Here is an 18138-nt window from a genome sequence, read left to right as displayed (position 1 = left end):
CGGGGAGGGGGACGCATGCACGGTTGGACCAAGAAAGCGAAGCGTTTCCTCTTCTGGCTGGTCACGACCGCTGCCGCTTTGGTGGTGCTCTTTTTGTTCGTGGCCGGCTTCGTCGTCTGGTCACTCATCCAGCCACCATCCGATCAGTTCGGCAAGGTCGAGGACGAGGCCAAGCTTGCGCGGCGCGACGTTTCCAGTCTGCCAGCCGCAACCGAGCCCTATTTCGCCGAGATGGACAAGGGTCTCCTCAAGGGGATTGAGGGAGGGGAGTATCCGCAGGAAATCCGCCAGATTGCAGCCGCGACGGGGCTTGACCCCGAGGCGATCCGACAGGCGGCAATCCGCGGTCAGAATGCCTGGATTGTCTGGACCGGCGGCAATGATCGCTTCTGGGATTTTGCCGCGCGCAACACGATCGGAGCATTTGATCTTCTGAAGACGGTTTCCTCGCATCCGAGCCAGGCCTATGGCCGCGACAATCGCTTTCGGTATCTCGGGCTCGTCAATGAGCCGGGCTTCGATGAGGCGACGGGACCGGACCCGAAACACTTCGGATTGTGGCTCGACCAGCGCCGGACTGACACGCCTCCCGATCCGTTCGGCGGCAATCCGGACGCGGACAGGCGATACCCAGGCGTGGAAGTGGGTGCGCGGGGTAAACCGGTTGAGTTTGAAGCCCGGGAGGTGACCCTGCCGGTCGGCTCCTATTACGGGGAACCGACCGGCGTCATGGGGCTGCGCCTGTTTCCCAACCCGGATTTCGACTTGAAGGCCTCGAAAAAGTGGGACCCCGACCGCTACTATAACGACCCTTCCTACTACAACGACAAGGATCTGGTGCGTCCGTACCGCGTCGGCATGTCCTGCGCGTTCTGCCATGTCGGACCGAACCCGATCACGCCGCCGGCGGATGTGGAAAGGCCGCAGTTTTCGCAGATCACCTCGAACCCGGGAGCGCAGTACTTCTGGGTGGACCGGATCTTCTTCTGGAACACGCAACCGCGCGGCGAGGACGATAAGCCGACCTCCAACGAAGGCAATTTCCTTTTCCAGCTGTTCCACACCAATCCGCCGGGCTCGCTGGATACCTCGCTCGTTTCGAGCGATTACATCAACAACCCTCGCACGATGAATGCGGTCTATGAGACAGTAGCGCGCCTTGGAATTGCATCCGGTACGGGCTGGGAAAATTTGACCGGCGACGAGCTGGCGAACAAGCAGTTTCAGGATTACTCGCAGACGGCGGCACTGCATGCCTTCTTCAACAAGCGGGATGGCAAGTCTGCTTCGATGCGGGTGCTGAAGGATGGGGCTGACTCCGTCGGCACGCTTGGGGCGCTCAACCGTGTTTACTTGAACATCGGGCTGTTCAGCGAAGAGTGGCTTCTGCACTTCCGCCCCTTCCTGGGTGGCCAGAAGATATCGCCAATCCGCGTTCCGGATGCACAAAAGAACTCCGTCTATTGGCAGGCGACCGAGACGATGACGGCCGACATGGCGATCTTTTTTCTCGTCACCGGTCGCTCCGATCTCCTCAAGGACGCGCCGGGCGGAAAGGAGCTGCTGGCCGCGCTGGATCAGCAGCAGGTAGCCCGTGGTCGTGATGTCTTCGCTGAAAACTGCGCGGCGTGCCATTCGAGCAAACAACCCAAGGCTCCGGCCGAATTCGGCGTTGGCGAGGGGATCTGCGAGGGCGGCGGCGCGGGGCCGCAGTACCGTGAATGCTGGGACCGCTACTGGGCATGGGCACAATCGGCGCAGTTCAAACAATTGATGCGTGCGCAGGCCGAGAAACCGGACTTTCTCGTCGACAACTATCTGTCAAATGAACGAAGGGTGCCGATCGATCTGGTGCGCACCAATGCGTGCAGTGCCATCGCCACCAATGGCCTGGCCGGCGATATCTGGGATAACTTCACCTCGTCGACGTACAAAACCCTGCCTGCACCGAAGGAAGTGACGGTGCACCATCCGGTTTCGGGTGCAGCAACGCCGATGCAATCACCTGGTAACGGACGCGGCTATTTGCGACCGCCTTCGCTGATCAGCCTCTGGTCGACGGCGCCCTATCTCCTCAACAATTCCGTCGGGCACGAGATCCCCTATTCCTATCCGCGTTATGGCAAGGATACGGAAAGCGGGCCTGTTGGGACGTCTGGTACGCAGGCAAACTCCGGCAACGGAAACTACCCACGATCTCCCAGCGCCTGCCCTGCTGCGGATCCCAAAGACCCCTACATGCCCTGTATCGAAAACCGGCTTTCGGCCTTCGACACGTCGATCCGGCAGATGCTTTCACCGGAAACGCGGCGGATGGACAAAGCGACCGAAGAGGCCGTGCCAGGCTATATCTATCGTACCAGCGCCCCTTCCTGCCTGATCATCCCAAAAGGCTTCGTGCCGGATCAGATCCGCCCCTTTAGCGGCTTGCTCAGCCGCATTGCGCCCTGGGCGTTCAAGGATGACGGATCGATTGCACTCGGGCCCTTCCCGTCGGGATTTCCGGTCAATGCGCTGGTCAATACCAAGCTTTTGCCGGATCATGACGAAGACGCCTGGCCCGTTTACAAGCGGCTGATCACCAATGGTCCCGGCCTGGTTTCGGCCTTCGCAGAGCTGGGCGGGCAATGCTCCGCGCAGGAACTGGCCGACCCGGCGGTGCGGAGCCATTCCGAGACGGTCGTGCGCGAGACCGGCCTGATCGATCGGCTCGTGACCCTCAGCAAGTGCCCCGATTACGTCGTCAATGCGGGACATGCCTTCGGCTCGGATCTGTCGCAGGCGGACAAGGACGCATTGATTTCATTCCTGAAGCAGCTGTGACATGGCAGGGAGCGAAGCGACCCACGACTACATCGTGATTGGCGCCGGTGCGGGTGGGGCGGTCGTGGCTGCGCGGCTTGTGGAGGCGGGGTGCACCGTTCTGGTGATCGAAGCTGGTGGTGATCCGCTCGCCGAACGGCCTTACAGCGATGCGGTTGCAGATGACGACCCCGATATGCCTCTGGCCGATGCTTATAAAGTGCCGGCGTTCCATGCTTTCGCGTCCGAACACGAGGGTTTGGCGCGTGATTACTATGTCAGGCATTATGAGGATACGGCCGTGCAGAAACGCGACTGGCGGTACTGCGATGAAAAGGGCGGAATTCTCTATCCCCGTGCACAGGGGCTGGGTGGCTGCAGTGCCCATCATGCGATGATCATCGTCAAACCGAATGCCTGCGACTGGAACCATATCCGCGACCTCACAGGCGACGAGAGCTGGCGGGCTGCGCATATGCAGACCTATTTCGAACGGATCGAACGCTGCCGCTACCGCATCTTTTTCTGGCGCTGGCTTTCCTTCCTCACTGGTCTCAATCCGACCGGACACGGCTGGTGGGGCTGGATGCAAACGGAACTGGTTTTTCCGCTGAGACCAATCCGCGACCGCCTGCTGTTGAGCTCGCTTCTGCGCTGTGTGCGCGCGGCAGCTGATGCCTTCGGTCATTCCGGGACGCAATGGGAGACGGCGGAAACCGATCCGAATGCGCACCGGGTCTGGAACCCCTTCGCAAGCGGCATCCGCATCGCGCCCCTTTCCACCCGCAGGCATGTGCGGCATGGGCCGCGCGAACGGTTGCTCGACGTCAAGGCGAGGTATCCCGACAGGCTCGATATCCGGCTGAGAACAGCGGTGGCGCGTATTGCGATTGAGGATAGGCGCGCCGTGGGCGTCCACGCGATCGATGCGAACGGCAACGAACTCTTCGTTGAGGCGCGGCGAGAGGTCATCCTCGCAGCCGGCGCTTTCGCATCGCCGAAGATCCTGATGCTGTCGGGAATTGGCGATGCCGCTCATCTCGCTCGTTACGAGATCGCCGTCGTCGAAGATCTGCCGGGCGTTGGCCGCAATCTGCAGGACCGATATGAGATCGGCGTCGTCAGCCGCATGAACAAGCCCTGGGCGACGCTTAAAAACGCAGCCTATTCGATCCGTGACGCGGAATACCGCAAGTGGCGGCGCTTTCGTCTTGGCAACTACACAAGCAACGGCCTGTTGTTTTCCATGGCGCTCAAATCGCGCGACAGCCTGAACGAGCCTGATCTCCACTGCTTTTCGCTGCTGGGTGATTTCCGCGGCTACTACAAAGGCTATTCGCAGCGGATCAGAAAGAAAGACTATCTGAGCTGGGTCGTGCTGAAGGCCTATACGGAAAACCGAGCCGGTACGGTGAGGCTGCGATCTTCGGACTGGCGGACAGACCCGGACATTCAGTTCCATTCGTTTGCCGAAGGCAGCGGTGATTACCGTCGCGATCTCGATGCGATGGTAAAGGGCGTCCGTTTCGTGCGCAAAGTGGCCGAAGGGATGGACGACCTCGTTGCCGAAGAGGAAGAGCCCGGCCGCTGGCGCGACAGCGACGAAGCACTGCGCAACTACGTGGCCGAAAACGCATGGGGTCACCACGCCTGCGGGACCTGCGCCATCGGGCCGCGGGACAGCGGCGGCGTGACGGACAGCCGGTTCAAGGTGCATGGCGTCGATGGGTTGCGGATCGTGGATGCGTCGGTCTTTCCCCGCATTCCCGGTTATTTCCTCGCCTGCGCGGTCTACATGATCGCCGAGAAGGCGGCCGACGTTTTGCTTTCGCCACCACAGGGGGAGATGGCGTGATGACGCAGGTTCAACCACGCGGCCGGTCTCTCGTTCGGCAAGCCTATCCCTGGCTGAACGACAGGGTTGCGGATTTCGTTCGCGGCTGGCGACGTCTGGATGCGTGGGCCAACCGGCCGCTTCCGACGAGGCGACGCGCCTACTGGAAACTGCTCGCCCCGGACCGTTATCCCTGGTACGCGCCGGCGCTGTTTCTGGTGCTGACCGTCATGCTGGCACTTGGCCCCACCATGGAAACCGATTGGCCGAACCTCATTCTGCTGGTGATCGGACTTGTGCTTTTTCTGGGTCTCAACGCTCTTGCCGAGCGTCGCCAAGTCGCCAACAACTATCTGCTGACCGGGCAACTGACATGTCTGGTTGCGATGCTGGCATTGCTGTTGTGGAGTTCTCTGCCCGAGGTCTACGGAGAGATGGTCGCCGCACCCCGACTGCACGTGGGCGTGGCCGTCGTTCTTGCGATGACCGTCGCGCTTGCTGCTGCATTCGGTTTTGCCGCAGCGCTATTCAGGTCGACAGCCGATGGAGGATTGGCCGATGCCCTGCCAGAGGTGGAGCTGTTTCTTCCCAAGGATCGCTACAGTTTCGTGGGGGGCGGGGCGAAAGCTGCCTTCTTTTCCGCCTTGGCAATCGCTCCGGTTCGCTATCCGGTAGAACTCCTTCTGCCCGGGTCGCTGCTGACCCTGTTCGTACCCGACCATCTTCTTGCCCTGACTTTCCTTTTCGTCGGCGGGATCATGTGGATCTTGCTCTTCCTCGGCATTCTCTTCGAGCGGCTGATGGAAATCCTGAAGACGCTGGGCCGGATGTTTTTCATCGGTCCGCAGCGCGTGATTTCCATTCTCGTCATTGCCGTCGCCGGGGCACGGCTCGCGGAAATACATTTCATCACGTACCTCTTCAATGGCGGCAGCACGGGTTATGGCAACCCGGTCCTGATGCTTTACATCCTGCTTTCTTATGCGTGCGCCTGGTATTACGGATTTTGGACCGACCAGTTCGTTGCCCGCAGGCTCATGCGCATGCTCACACTCAAGCCCGACTGGCGCACCGCCATATCGGTCGCCTATCCCTACCACGGTGATCCGACACTCAGCCGCGTCGAAAGCGAAGGTCGCACGATCAGCCTGCATGGCGCCGGCCGCTTGAAGCTGCGGGGTCACTACGAAGACGGGTATGCCGGCGGCGGCACGGCGCTCCAGTTCATGACGCCCGCGGAGCTGATCGGTCAGTTCCGGCGCCAGATCGAGCTTCGCTCCCGCGACATAATAAAGGCAGACGATCTGCTGGCGAGCCTGCGCAATTTCGAGCGGGCGGCGGTGATCTATCCGGTCATCGTCGGAACGTTGGCCTTTGGCCTGATTGTCGGGCCGATTGTCCTGACGTTCTATTACGCGGTGCAACCGCCGGAGCTCACAGTCCATGCCGAGGGTGGGGGCGGTCGCGATGCTCTCGCGTTCATGAAGAACCAGGATTATGAAAATGGCGACTGCTCACCTCTGAAAGCGGGCATGCCTCGCATCGCCATCGCGGCTTCCGGAGGTGGTACACGCGCTGCAATCTATACCGCCTCGTTGCTGAGGGGCTTGGCGGAGGCGGGACATGTCTGCGACGTGGTGATGGCGAGCGGCGTTTCCGGCGGGAGCGCTGCGCTTGCGTATTTTGGCTTGCACGAGGCGGAACTACGCTCCCGCGGTGGCGTCGGCTTCATGGCTTGGGAGCGCTATTCGCGGGAAATGGCGCATCCTTATATTGAAGATGTCATCAATCGCGCCAGCGACCTGCGGATCACATTCGGTCGCTTTCACTGGAGACGTTTTACATGCGGCGAGCCGGCGGTGCCGGATGGTTCTGTGAGCGGCCTTGCACCAGCCCGCTCCAAACTCGGCCATATCCTGGCGGAATCCTTCGCCTGCCGAATGGGGGCGGGAAAGATGGGCGACGTCTCGTTTGGATTGATGCTGAATTCGTCGATCGTCGGATCCTATCCCGATCCTGGAAATCCGTGCCGCCGAGGCGACGGGTATTCGCTGCCGGAACAGGCCAGCCGGTGCCAGGGGCTGCTGGATGGCGCGGGCGCGGGCGGGCGGCTTGTGCTGACCAACATCGGATCGACCCAGACGATGCAGGCAAGTACGTCGCCCGGGATGGAAATCGTCACCATCGACGAACCTGACGTCTCTGTGTCACGCGCTGCAGCATTGAGCGCCAATTTCCCCCCTGTGTTTCCGGATGCCGCCGTGGATATCATGCCGAGCAGCGGCACGGCCAAACGTTATTGGGTGACGGACGGCGGGACGGTCGAGAATCGCGGTACAGTGACCATGTATCGTGCCTTGCGCGATGCGGCGAGACGAGAACCCAAATCTTGCGGGTGCGGCAGTTCGCCAAAGTTCGCCCCGCTCCACGTCATCGTCGCGGATGTTTCCGCTCTCGCGGGGCCCTATAGCGAAAGTTTCGGTTTCGACTCTGTCCTTGGAGCGGGTGGACAGCTCGGGCTCGGCATGGAAGCGGAACTGCGCGCCGACCTCAAAACGCTCTACGAAACGACCCACTGCAGCAAGATCTACTTTCATGACATCGTGATACCGCCCGTTTTTTCGAGCAATGGAGGCATCGGAACGCACTGGTTGCTGCCGGGCTCGATGACGTTTCGCGATCCCAACCATTCGGGCGAACAGGTTACGCTCCATGCCGAGGACGTCGAAAAACTCGTGTTGTCTCTGCACAGCAGCCGGGCCTTCACCTATCAGGACAACGCGGGCGTCAAGAGGGTCTTGGGTTGGGCGCAGGATGGTCCCGGTAACCGGCATCGTGCGAATTGGGTCAGGCTGCTCGACATGTTGAACGGAAAGCTGCCGCCGCAACTCTGACCAGTGGTCTTGGACCTATCGTTCCTTCACCGCCTCCATGGCAACCGAGGTTGAGGTGCTTGCCACAAATGGCAGACTGGAGATTTTCTCGCCCAGCACTTCGCGATAGCGGCGGATGTTGGGTGTGCGAATCTTCAGGAGGTAATCGAAACGTCCGGCTATCATGTGGCACTCCTCGACCTCGGGAATTCGCCATACTGCTGCGTTAAACGCGTTGAGTGCCGTTTCGCGCGTATCGGACAGTTTCACCTCTGCGAAAGCCACATGGTCGAGGCCGAGTTTCTTCGGGTTGAGAACGGCGCGGAAGCCGAGAATGAAGCCATCCTGCATCAGCCTTTTCAGGCGCGCATTCACCGGAGTCTTGGACAAGCCGACTTTGTCGGCAAGATCCGTCACCGAGACCCGGCCATCGCCGACAAGGACATCCATGATCTTCCGGTCGAAGTGGTCGATATCCCCAGGTGTATCGCTCTTCCTCTCCATTTTCTCTGTCCTCCTCCCGAAACGTGGTGAATTTCTCCAAATTCTACCCATTTTCAGAGAAGCTATATAGAGCAGATTCGATTATTTTTCTCGCATCGCGGGATCGTCGCTGATCCGCTAGATTGGCTTGATATTCGGGAGGCGGAACAATGGCATCTGCGATGGAACACAACACATTCTTGCCTGGCTCTTTGGAGACCATGCCCTTTGAAGATTTCGCCCCGCCGATCCGGCCGCAGTCCGATTTGCGCAAGGCCATCACAGCGGCCTATCGCAGACCTGAAATCGACAGTGTGCTGCCGCTTCTCGAGCAGGCAACACTGCCCGCCGACCTCGCTGACAAAGTCCGTTCGACAGCGCGCGCTCTGATTGTCGCGCTGCGCCGCAAGGCCAAGGGGTCGGGCGTCGAAGCGCTTGTGCAGGAATACTCGCTTTCCAGCCAGGAAGGCATCGCCCTGATGTGCCTGGCTGAGGCGCTGCTGCGCATTCCGGATATGGCGACGCGCGATGCGCTGATCCGCGACAAGATTTCCGGCGGAAATTGGAAGTCGCATGTGGGCGAGGGCCGTTCGCTGTTCGTCAACGCTGCAACCTGGGGCCTTGTCGTGACCGGCAAGCTGACGTCGACCGTCAGCGACCGCAGCCTTTCGGCGGCACTGACGCGCCTGATCGCCCGCTGTGGCGAACCGGTCATCCGCCGCGGCGTCGATATGGCGATGCGGATGATGGGCGAGCAGTTCGTCACTGGTGAGACGATCGAGGAAGCGCTGCGCCGCTCGCGGACCATGGAGCAGAAGGGCTTTCGCTATTCCTACGACATGCTTGGCGAGGCAGCGACGACAGGAGAAGACGCGGAGCGCTATTACAAGGATTACGAGAAGGCGATCCATGCGATCGGCAAGGCCTCTGCCGGACGCGGGATCTACAACGGCCCTGGCATTTCCATCAAGCTCTCGGCACTTCATCCGCGCTATACCCGCGCCCAGGCCGGCCGCGTCATGGAAGAACTTCTGCCGCGCGTGAAGGCGCTGGCCGCCATCGCCAAGTCCTACAATATTGGTCTGAACATCGATGCGGAGGAGGCCGATCGCCTCGAACTGTCGCTCGATCTTCTGGAGGACCTCTGCTTCGACCCTGCTCTTTCCGGCTGGGACGGCATCGGCTTCGTGGTGCAGGCCTATGGCAAGCGATGCCCGTTCGTGCTCGATTTCATCATCGACCTCGCACGCCGTTCCAACCGCCGCATCATGCTGCGTCTGGTCAAGGGCGCCTATTGGGATGCGGAAATCAAGAAGGCGCAGATCGAAGGCCTCGAAGACTTCCCGGTCTTTACCCGCAAGGTGCACACGGATGTCTCCTACATCGCCTGCGCCCGGAAACTGCTCGACGCACGCGACGCCGTCTTTCCGCAATTTGCCTCGCACAACGCCCAGACTCTCGCCACGATCTATCAACTGGCCGGACCTGATTTCAAGGTCGGCGATTACGAGTTTCAGTGCCTGCACGGCATGGGCGAGCCGCTCTATGAAGAGGTCGTCGGTCAGTCAAAGCTCGACCGGCCAGCCCGCATCTATGCCCCGGTCGGGACGCACGAAACGCTTCTCGCCTATCTCGTCCGCCGTCTCCTGGAAAACGGCGCGAATTCGTCCTTCGTGAACCGGATCGGCGATGACCAGGTGTCCGTCGACGAGCTGATTGCCGATCCGGCCGCCGTCGTTCGCGGCATGTCCGTTCCCGGCGGAAAACACGATCAGATCGCTCTGCCTGCCGACCTGTTCGGCAAGGACCGACAGAACTCCCTGGGGTTCGATCTCGCCAACGAAACGACGCTTGCCTCCCTCGCGTGCGTGTTTCAGGAAGGCGCCCAGGCTCCCTTCACAGCCGCTCCAGAACTCGGCGATGGAACTTCATCAGGTGAAACGCGGCCGGTGCTCAATCCGGCTGACCATCAGGATGTGGTCGGCTCAGTCACGGAAGCAAGCGTGGAGGATGCGCAAACGGCGGCCGCTCTCGCGCAAGAGGCTTTTGCCGATTGGCAGTCCGTTGCGCCGCAGGAACGGGCTGCCTGCCTCGAAAGGGCTGCCGATGCCATGCAGGAAAGCATGCCGTCCCTTCTCGGCCTGATCATGCGCGAGGCCGGAAAATCCCTGCCGAACGCGATTGCCGAAGTGCGCGAGGCGATCGATTTCCTGCGCTATTATGCGGAACAGGCCAAGCGGACGCTGGGGCCGGGCCATAAGGCGCTCGGACCGGTGGTCTGCATCAGCCCGTGGAACTTCCCGCTGGCAATCTTTACCGGCCAGATCGCGGCCGCTCTCGTCGCCGGCAACAGCGTGCTGGCAAAGCCCGCTGAGGAAACGCCGTTGATCGCAGCGGCAGGCGTGAAACTTCTCTATCAGGCCGGCGTACCACGCGGCGCGCTTCAGCTTTTGCCGGGTGATGGAAAGATCGGCGCAGCACTCGTGGCCGCCCCCGAAACACAAGGCGTGATGTTTACCGGTTCGACAGACGTTGCTCGCCTGATCCAGGCCGAGCTTGCCGGCCGGCTGTCGAGTTCCGGAAAGCCGATCCCGCTGATTGCCGAAACCGGCGGCCAGAACGCGATGATCGTCGATTCCTCGGCGCTGGCCGAACAGGTTGTCGGCGATGTCATCGCGTCCGCCTTCGACAGCGCCGGTCAGCGTTGCTCGGCCCTGCGTGTCCTGTGCCTGCAGGAAGACATAGCGGACCGCGTGCTGACCATGCTCCGCGGCGCCCTTGCCGAACTGACCGTCGGGCGCACCGACCAGCTGAAGATCGATATCGGGCCGGTCATCACAGCCGAAGCGAAGGATGTTATCGAGGGCCACATCGAGGCGATGCGCGCCAAGGGCCGGCGCATTGAGCAGGTCGCCATTCCCGCTGCAACGGCCGCCGGAACCTTCGTCGGGCCGACGATCATCGAGCTGAACAGCCTCTCGGACCTCGAGAGGGAAGTGTTCGGACCTGTCCTCCACGTCATCCGCTATCGCCGTGAGGATCTTGACCGGCTGATCGACGATATCAACGCCACCGGCTACGGACTGACATTCGGCCTCCACACGCGTCTCGACGAAACGATTGCGCATGTGACGAGCCGTGTCCGGGCCGGCAATATCTACGTCAACCGCAACGTCATCGGTGCCGTCGTCGGCGTGCAGCCGTTCGGCGGGCGAGGTCTCTCAGGCACGGGGCCTAAGGCCGGCGGTCCGCTCTATCTCGGTCGCCTCCTGCAGCAGCCGCCGGTTCCGCCGCGCCACAGTTCCGTTCATGTCGATCCGGCGATCTCGTTGCTGGCCGAATGGCTGCGCGCCAAGGGAAAAACGGAGGACGCCGAAGCGATCCGCGAGCTTGGAGGCGAATCCGCTCTCGGCATGTCGCAGGAACTTCCGGGGCCCGTCGGTGAGCGCAACACCTATAGTCTGCATCCGCGCGGTCGCATCCTGCTCGTGCCGCAGACAGAGGCGGGTCTCGTTTCCCAACTGGGTGCCGCGCTCGCAACCGGCAACAGCGTCACCATCGACACGGACTCCGGCCTTCAGAGCAAGTTCTCCGATCTGCCGGCCGAAATCGCTGCCCGGATCATCTGGTCTTCCGATTGGGCAAACAATGGACCCTATGCCGGTGCCTTGCTGGAAGGCGACCGCAATAGCCTGATCTCCGTTTCGCGTCGTATTGCCAACCTTTCCGGCCCGCTGGTTCTGACGCAGGCGGCTTCCTCAGCTGACATCGCCGGCATGGATGATCCCTATTGCCTGAACTGGCTGCTTGAAGAAGTGTCGCTCTCCGTGAATACGGCGGCCGCTGGCGGCAACGCGAGCCTGATGGCGATAGGGTGAGGACAGCATGGACGATCTTCAGACGGCGCGCGTCATCATAGGCAGCTACACGGAATCGATGCCGCATGTGGAGGGCAAGGGAAAAGGCGTCAGCCTGCTTTCCCTTGATCTAAAAACAGCGCGATTCGAAGAGGTCGCGGCGTTTGAAGCGGTTCGCAACCCCACCTATCTGGCGCAAGGGCAGGATGGACGCGTCCTCTACGCCGTCGAGGAAGTCGACGACGAGGCGCAGGCGGGCGTGGTTGTGCTGCAGATCGACGGGGACGGCGGTCTAAAATTGGCGAAGCGAGTTTCGGCAAGAGGTTCTGCGCCCTGTCATGTCACGCTCGACAGGTCAGGGGAGCGGCTGTTCGTTGCCAATTACGGCAGCGGAAGTGCGGTCGCTTACGGTCTTGATCATCAGGGTCTTCCTAATGACGACGAGGTCATGGTGATCCAGCGGACAGGATCCGGCCCCGTCACCGACAGGCAGGAAGGCCCGCATGTGCACCAGGTTTTGGTCATGCCTGGCGATCGGCATGTTCTCGTTTGCGATCTCGGGACCGACGAGATCGCCAGATATGCATTCGGCGATCAGGGAATAGGCTCAGAGCCGGATGTCGTGCTGCACGTGTCCGGCGGTTCGCTTCCACGCCATATCGTCTGCTCGCAGGATGGCCGCCGGCTCTACGTCGCGCATGAGGCCGCCTGCACCGTCCGCTCCTATGCCATCGAGGGAGACAATTTCACGCTCCTGTCAGAAACCAGCACAGTGCCGGCCGATTTTGCCGGCACGTCGTCCTGCGCGGCGATCAAAATTCATCCGAATGGCAGGTTTCTTTATGTCTCCAACCGCGGCCACGACACGATCGTCGCCTGTGAAATTTTGGCCGATGGCGGGTTGAGAACCCTCGGCTGGTATCCCACCATGGGCAGAACCCCGCGGGATTTCGCCATCGATCCCACCGGTCGCTATCTCATCGTCGCCAACCAGGACAGCCACTCGCTGGTGTTCTTTGAGCTCAATGGGGAACACGGAACGCTGACGACCATCGGCGAGCCGTTCGAGATCGGCAGTCCCGTCTGCGTCCTGTTCGCCTGACGTCTAGACCGGCTGCAAACGACCGAAATAGGCGACGAGGGCGAGCACTCCGAGGCTAAGCCCGATTTCCGTGACCGTCGCGCAGACGAGGCTTCGATACATCAGCGGGCTGCGGTCGAGCAGCCGTACGAAGACGTAACGGTTGACGATCGCCAGCGCGACCATGGTTGCAACGATCAGGATCTTGGCCGAAAGCAGCTGCTGATAGGGCAAGGACCAGTTAAGCGGCAGGCCGCCGACGATGAGCCATGTGCTGAACAGCCCTGTCACGATCACAAGTGCCACGGCAACATGACCTGCCCGGGAAAAGCCGATCAAAGCGGTCGTGGCATCGTGTCGCGTCGACTGGTCCCTGAGCGCGGGGAGAAGCAGAGCGACCGGTAACAGCGCCCCGAACCAGAACCCGCCCGAGAGAAGGTGCAGCAGATCGTTTGCCCGGTGCAGCAGGCGCAACGGTCCATCGTGGATAGCGGCGTGTCCGGAGATCGGAAGGCTGGCGAGAGCGACCAAAGCCGCCAGCGCCGTCGGCAGGATTTTCGAGCGCGAGGAGGGCGTAAGGGCCGCGAACAACAGGCCTGCAGCAATCGCCTGCACTATCCAGACGGTGCCTATACTGGTCTGGGTTATGACCGTCCACAGCATGCCGAGATCCGCCGCATCCTGCCAGCCGTCGCCGAGAAGGGTGGCGTTGAGCGGCAGAGATGCAACCGTCGCACCCGCTATCACAAGCACCGACAGGCCGCGGATCGGTGTGAGCTTCGCCCACACCGATTGCCGTAGACCGTCCGGCACAAAACCGGCGATATAGGTTGCGGCGCCCCAGAGGAACAGGGCGCCTGCGTAGAAGCCGAAACGGCAGACTACAATGAGGGTCTCAGCCGTTGTCACGGCTTCACGGTGAACGTGTAAGTGCCGTTGGTCTTGTGGCCATCGACCGAAAGCACATTCCATCTGACCGTATATGTGCCGGGCTTCAGCGGCCCGGTGACCGGCGCAGTCAGCGTCTTGTCAGCGTCTTTCAGCACGCCTTTGCCGATCTCGATCTCCTTGCCGTCGGGGCCGAGAAGGTGAAGCTTGCTGAACGGCAGGTTCAGGGCTTCGGAAAATGTCAGGTCCAGTTCTTCCGGCGATGCAACGGATGCCTTGTCGGTTGGGGTCGTCGATTTGACGCTGGCATGGGCAGCAGCCTGGCCAGCGGCGGCAACAAAAGCCGCGAGTGCAAGCGAAGCGATGAGTGTGTTACGCATGTGTTTTCCTTTAAGCGAAGGCGCGTTTGAGCGGCGGAACGAAGCGGACGACGATCTGGTCGAAGGCGATCATCGCGACGATCGCAATCCCGCTCATCGGAAACGCGATGGCAAAAACCAGCGTGATCAGCCACAGACCGAAATAGACGGAACGGCTCGGCGGCATCGGCGGGACGCCAAGGCGGCCGGATGGACGGCGTTTCCACCACATGACGACAGCGGTGACGCAGGTAAAGACGATTGCAAGGCAGGTGGCGAGCATCAGCATCTGGTTAAACCGACCCCATTCCTGGCCCATATGAACATTGACACCCCACGCGACAGCCTTTCCAGGCGCCGGATAGAGCGGATAACCCATGTCGACCAGCGGTGTTCCGGAATACTGATCAATATGGACCGTCCTTTCCTTCGAAAGGTCGTCAGGAAAGATGGAGGCGGTATAGACGCCCGTTTCCGTGCGGGGGATCGCCGTATCAAAACCGGAGGCCATACCGAGATCCTTTGCGATCGAGACGGCCTTTTCGAGCCCGATCGGTTCGCCGCTGATCGTACCCGACATCGGCACCGGCGCTTTCTCGACGCTCCAGCCGCTATTGGGCGCGACATCGCCCGTCACCTTCTTCGACACCGGCACGTTGTCCCAAAGCTCTGCGGGATAGCCGAGGCCCTTGTTGGTGAGCCAGGCCTGGACATTGCTGCCCCAGGTGTTCGACCAGAACATGCCTGTGGCGGCGAGAAAGAAGATCAGCAACCCTGCGAAAGCGCCGGTGACCGCGTGCATGTCGCGCCAGAACACCCGCCGCGAAGGATTTCCGCGCACCGTCACCACACCGCCGGTCTGCCGCCGCGGCCACCAGAGATAGATCCCGGTCGCGACCAGAACCATGGCAAAGCCGCCGGCGATCTCTGTCAGGATGTTGGGAAATGTACCGAAATAGGCGAGGCTGTGGATGCTTCTGACCACCTGATTGAACTCTTCGGCGGACGCGACCGTATCCAGCACGTCGCCATCGTAGGGATTGACGAAGACGAGCGTGGAGCCGGCTTTGGACGACACCGTGACGATGGCGCTCCGTGTTGCCGAAGCAGGGTCCTTGTAAGAGCGCGCCACCGAACCCGGGACGGCGGATGCGGCAACTTCGACGATCCGGTCCGGCGAAAGAGGCGACCCGGCTGCTTCGACCTGGTAGCGATATGCAAAAAACGTATTATTGATTTCGTCCTTGAACAGGTAGAGCCCACCAGTGATGGCGAGGTTGAGCATGAAGGGAATGGCGAGAAGACCCGCAAAGAAATGCCAGCGCCATAGGGCGCGGTAAAGCGAAACGCCCGAGGCGTCGCTTTCCGCGGGTGAGGCGGAGGTTGTCATGGTCATTCGGTTTTATCCTGATGGCAGGCGGGACTGTGCCGATCTGCAACATTGAACAAGCCGCGGGCAAAAGCCGCAGCGGAGGCTCAAATGATCATCAGGCGAAGGGGGGTGCTCGGGGACCGGTATTCGGCGGATATAACTGGCGGGTGATCTCGCCCACCGGGAACGGATACTTGGCCAGTTCTTGGGCGAGGAATACCCGTTCTGCGTGGATCGGCGCGGGCGGGACCATCGCCACGGCGCTGATACGGCAGGCTTCGCAGTCGGTCTTGGCGCCTTGGCTATGGTGGTGTTGTCCGTCGCGGTCAGGCCGATCGCTGTTTGACGTGACGCAGAGCGTCGGCAGCGTGCCGTCCGGCAGCACATACTCGGCATAGTCAGCCGGATCGAAACCGGTGGCTGCAAGGGCATGCGGCTGATGCGAGAGGCCGAGAACAACAAGCGCGATGGCGCATAGAATGCGCACCGCCCATTGTTCCGATTTACCGACCAGCCTTCCCATCGCGTCCTCGTGCACGGGGTTCGATCTTTCGATAGCACACCCCGGCGCAAGTACAATGCGGCATACTGTACGCGTGATGACGAACGGGATCAGGTCAGATCGCTACCTGCTCTCCCAGCTCGACGACACGGTTGGGTGGTAGCTTGAAATAGGCGGATGGGTCGATCGCGAAATCGGCCAGCGCCATGTAGATCTGCTCCTGCCAGGCCGGCAACCCGGTATTGGGTGTGCTGACCAGGTTGCGCCGTCCCAGATAGAACGAGGTCTGCATGATCTCGAACTTGAAGCCCGCCTTCCGACAGAGCGTCAGCGCTCTGGTGACATTTGGCTCGTCCATGTAGCCGAAGGTGATGTCGAGGCGGATAAAACGCTTGGAGATGCGTTTCATTTCCACCCGTTCGCGATCGGGAACGTAGGGTTTGTCCTGCGTCCAGATTGTCAGGATGACGTTTTGCTCGTGCAGGACATGATTGTGCTTGATGTTGTGCAGCAGGACTGCCGGCGTCCGGTTGGGGACGCTGGTGAGGAAGATCGCAGTGCCGGGAACCACGACCGGCGAATGATCGGATTCCTTCTCGATCATCGGAATAAAGACTTCCAGCGGGATGTCGTTCCTGGCGGTCTTGTCCTTGATGTATTTCGAACCCTTCGTCCAGGTCCACATCAGGATCATGATGAAGAAGGCGAGCGCCACGGGCACCCAGCCACCGTCGTGGATTTTGAGAAGGTTTGCGGCAAGGAAGACCGCTTCGATCAAGAGCAGCGGCAGCAGAAGTGCGCCGGCGATGAGGGCCGAGTATCCGCGCACCGCCCGCAAGAACTGGAACGACATCAGCGTTGTCACGACCATCGCGCCCGTGACCGAGATACCGTAGGCGGTTGCCAGCGATTCTGAATCGCCGAATGAGAAGATCAGCACCAGGACGCCGATGAACAGAATCATGTTCACCGCCGGAACATAGATCTGCCCGGTATTGGTTTCCGAGGTGAATTTGATCATCAGCCGCGGCAGGAAGCCGAGATGCACGGCCTGCCGGGCAAGCGAAAACGCGCCCGTAATGACAGCCTGGCTGGCGATGACGGTTGCCATCGTCGCCAGAATGACCATCGGCAGCAACGCCCAGTCCGGATAAAGCAGATAGAACGGGTTCTCGATGGCGGCGGGGTTGCTCAGGACCAGCGCGCCTTGCCCGAGGTAATTCAATGCCAGCGCGGGAAATACGAGGATGAACCAGGCGACACTGATTGGCTTGCGACCGAAATGGCCGAGATCGGCGTAAAGGGCTTCCGCGCCCGTCACGGTCAGAAATACCGCGCCGAGCACGATGAGACCCGCCCAGCCGGCGTGGGTGATAAACCAGAGCGCATTGATGGGGTTGAGGGCCTCGAGGATGGTCCAATCGTCACCGATATGGATCATGCCACCCCATGCCATCGCCAGAAACCAGACGACCGTGATCGGGCCGAAGAATTTGGCAACTGCTTCCGTCCCCTTGGACTGGATTGCAAACAGGCCGACCATGATTGCGGCTGAGAGCGGCAAGACATAGTCGGAAAAGGCGGGCGTCACGAGCTTCATACCTTCAAGCGCCGACATGACCGACAGTGCGGGTGTGATCATCGCATCGCCGATGAACAACGCCGAACCGATCAGGCCTGCAAAGAACAGGACAGGCATGTAGCCACCTGTTTTCTTCATCAAAAGGGCAAGCAACGACAGCGTGCCGCCTTCGCCGTCATTATCGGCGCGAAGCAGGAACAGGACGTATTTGAACGTGACGATGATCGTCAGTGTCCAAACCATCAAGGAGATCAGTCCGATGACATGTTCGGGCTGGACGCCATTCTCTGAAAATGGTCGCAGAGCCTCCCGGAACGCGTAGAGCGGACTGGTGCCAATATCACCGTAGACGACGCCGATCGAGCCCAAGAGCAGGACAAGAAATTTCCGGTGGCCTGCGGCTTTGTCGGCCGAACCGGCGGTCGAGGATGTCATGCGGACTCCAGTCTGAGGGTTTTCCAACCGAACGAGCTTGAACGGTTTACTGCCGGAATAGACGCGTAAA

At 60.9% G+C, this 18138-nt stretch carries 11 protein-coding genes; 5 read left to right on the top strand and 6 right to left on the bottom strand.

All coding sequences use genetic code 11. The features are described from left to right. Positions 1-15 precede the first annotated feature (15 nt). Genes BLW69_RS19215 through BLW69_RS19205 form a run of 3 tightly spaced genes read left to right on the top strand, consistent with a single transcriptional unit; the run spans position 16 to position 7530 of the window. On the top strand, positions 16-2823 hold the full coding sequence (locus BLW69_RS19215; protein ID WP_113469129.1) for a c-type cytochrome: 2808 nt from the start codon (positions 16-18) through the stop codon (positions 2821-2823). Between the two features lies 1 nt (position 2824). Continuing rightward, positions 2825-4657 (top strand): GMC family oxidoreductase, encoded by a 1833-nt coding sequence (locus BLW69_RS19210; RefSeq protein WP_092664265.1) that lies wholly within the window; start codon positions 2825-2827, stop codon positions 4655-4657. Then, entirely contained in the window at positions 4657-7530 is a 2874-nt protein-coding gene (locus BLW69_RS19205) for a hypothetical protein (RefSeq protein WP_092664263.1), read from the top strand. The genes BLW69_RS19210 and BLW69_RS19205 overlap by 1 nt, the downstream gene beginning before the upstream one ends. Before the next feature lie 15 nt (positions 7531-7545). Here BLW69_RS19205 and BLW69_RS19200 read toward each other — a convergent pair whose 3' ends face one another. After that, positions 7546-8013 (bottom strand): Lrp/AsnC family transcriptional regulator, encoded by a 468-nt coding sequence (locus BLW69_RS19200; protein ID WP_062458856.1) that lies wholly within the window; start codon positions 8011-8013, stop codon positions 7546-7548. A gap of 161 nt (positions 8014-8174) precedes the next feature. On the opposite strand from BLW69_RS19200, the gene putA reads away from it, so the two are divergent. Together putA and BLW69_RS19190 are read left to right on the top strand one after the other, a co-directional pair. Further along, positions 8175-11870: a trifunctional transcriptional regulator/proline dehydrogenase/L-glutamate gamma-semialdehyde dehydrogenase gene (putA, locus tag BLW69_RS19195; RefSeq protein WP_092664612.1), complete on the top strand. Its 3696-nt coding sequence runs from the start codon at positions 8175-8177 to the stop codon at positions 11868-11870. 7 nt (positions 11871-11877) lie between these two features. Beyond that, positions 11878-12951 carry a lactonase family protein gene (locus BLW69_RS19190; RefSeq protein WP_092664261.1) on the top strand — a complete coding sequence of 358 codons (1074 nt, stop codon included), beginning with the start codon at positions 11878-11880 and terminating at the stop codon, positions 12949-12951. 3 nt (positions 12952-12954) lie between these two features. On the opposite strand, the gene copD is transcribed toward BLW69_RS19190, so the two are convergent. From copD to BLW69_RS19165, 5 genes are all read right to left on the bottom strand, one after another. After that, complete coding sequence (gene copD, locus BLW69_RS19185) at positions 12955-13839, bottom strand: copper homeostasis membrane protein CopD (protein ID WP_244508892.1); 885 nt, start codon at positions 13837-13839, stop codon at positions 12955-12957. Then, positions 13836-14198, bottom strand: a complete 363-nt coding sequence (gene copC / locus BLW69_RS19180; RefSeq protein WP_062458865.1) for a copper homeostasis periplasmic binding protein CopC — start codon at positions 14196-14198, stop codon at positions 13836-13838. Before copC ends, copD begins: the two co-directional genes overlap by 4 nt. A gap of 10 nt (positions 14199-14208) precedes the next feature. After that, the gene (locus tag BLW69_RS19175; RefSeq protein WP_092664257.1) at positions 14209-15573 is read right to left on the bottom strand and encodes a PepSY-associated TM helix domain-containing protein; all 1365 of its coding nucleotides are present in this window, start codon (positions 15571-15573) and stop codon (positions 14209-14211) included. A 91-nt stretch (positions 15574-15664) separates the two neighbouring features. After that, a complete protein-coding gene (locus BLW69_RS19170) occupies positions 15665-16072 on the bottom strand; it encodes a DUF2946 family protein (protein WP_092664255.1) in 408 nt (135 codons plus the stop codon). A 94-nt stretch (positions 16073-16166) separates the two neighbouring features. Beyond that, the gene (locus BLW69_RS19165) at positions 16167-18068 is read right to left on the bottom strand and encodes a potassium transporter Kup (RefSeq protein ID WP_062458874.1); all 1902 of its coding nucleotides are present in this window, start codon (positions 18066-18068) and stop codon (positions 16167-16169) included. Between the last annotated feature and the right edge of the window lie 70 nt (positions 18069-18138).

This window comes from Rhizobium sp. NFR12 (assembly GCF_900108545.1).
Taxonomy (GTDB): Bacteria; Pseudomonadota; Alphaproteobacteria; order Rhizobiales; family Rhizobiaceae; genus Neorhizobium; species Neorhizobium soli.
The sequence above is the reverse complement of the archived record's forward strand: the minus strand, read 5'-3'. Positions and strand labels throughout refer to the sequence as shown.

What these genes read in the sequence shown, in the direction of transcription:
- BLW69_RS19210 (WP_092664265.1), top strand. Translation starts at nt 2,825, where the DNA reads ATGGCAGGGAGCGAAGCGACCCACGACTACATCGTGATTGGCGCCGGT.
- putA (WP_092664612.1), top strand. Translation starts at nt 8,175, where the DNA reads ATGGAACACAACACATTCTTGCCTGGCTCTTTGGAGACCATGCCCTTT.
- BLW69_RS19170 (WP_092664255.1), bottom strand. Translation starts at nt 16,072, where the DNA reads ATGGGAAGGCTGGTCGGTAAATCGGAACAATGGGCGGTGCGCATTCTA.
- BLW69_RS19165 (WP_062458874.1), bottom strand. Translation starts at nt 18,068, where the DNA reads ATGACATCCTCGACCGCCGGTTCGGCCGACAAAGCCGCAGGCCACCGG.
- BLW69_RS19200 (WP_062458856.1), bottom strand. Translation starts at nt 8,013, where the DNA reads ATGGAGAGGAAGAGCGATACACCTGGGGATATCGACCACTTCGACCGG.
- BLW69_RS19175 (WP_092664257.1), bottom strand. Translation starts at nt 15,573, where the DNA reads ATGACCATGACAACCTCCGCCTCACCCGCGGAAAGCGACGCCTCGGGC.
- BLW69_RS19190 (WP_092664261.1), top strand. Translation starts at nt 11,878, where the DNA reads ATGGACGATCTTCAGACGGCGCGCGTCATCATAGGCAGCTACACGGAA.
- BLW69_RS19215 (WP_113469129.1), top strand. Translation starts at nt 16, where the DNA reads ATGCACGGTTGGACCAAGAAAGCGAAGCGTTTCCTCTTCTGGCTGGTC.
- BLW69_RS19205 (WP_092664263.1), top strand. Translation starts at nt 4,657, where the DNA reads ATGACGCAGGTTCAACCACGCGGCCGGTCTCTCGTTCGGCAAGCCTAT.
- copC (WP_062458865.1), bottom strand. Translation starts at nt 14,198, where the DNA reads ATGCGTAACACACTCATCGCTTCGCTTGCACTCGCGGCTTTTGTTGCC.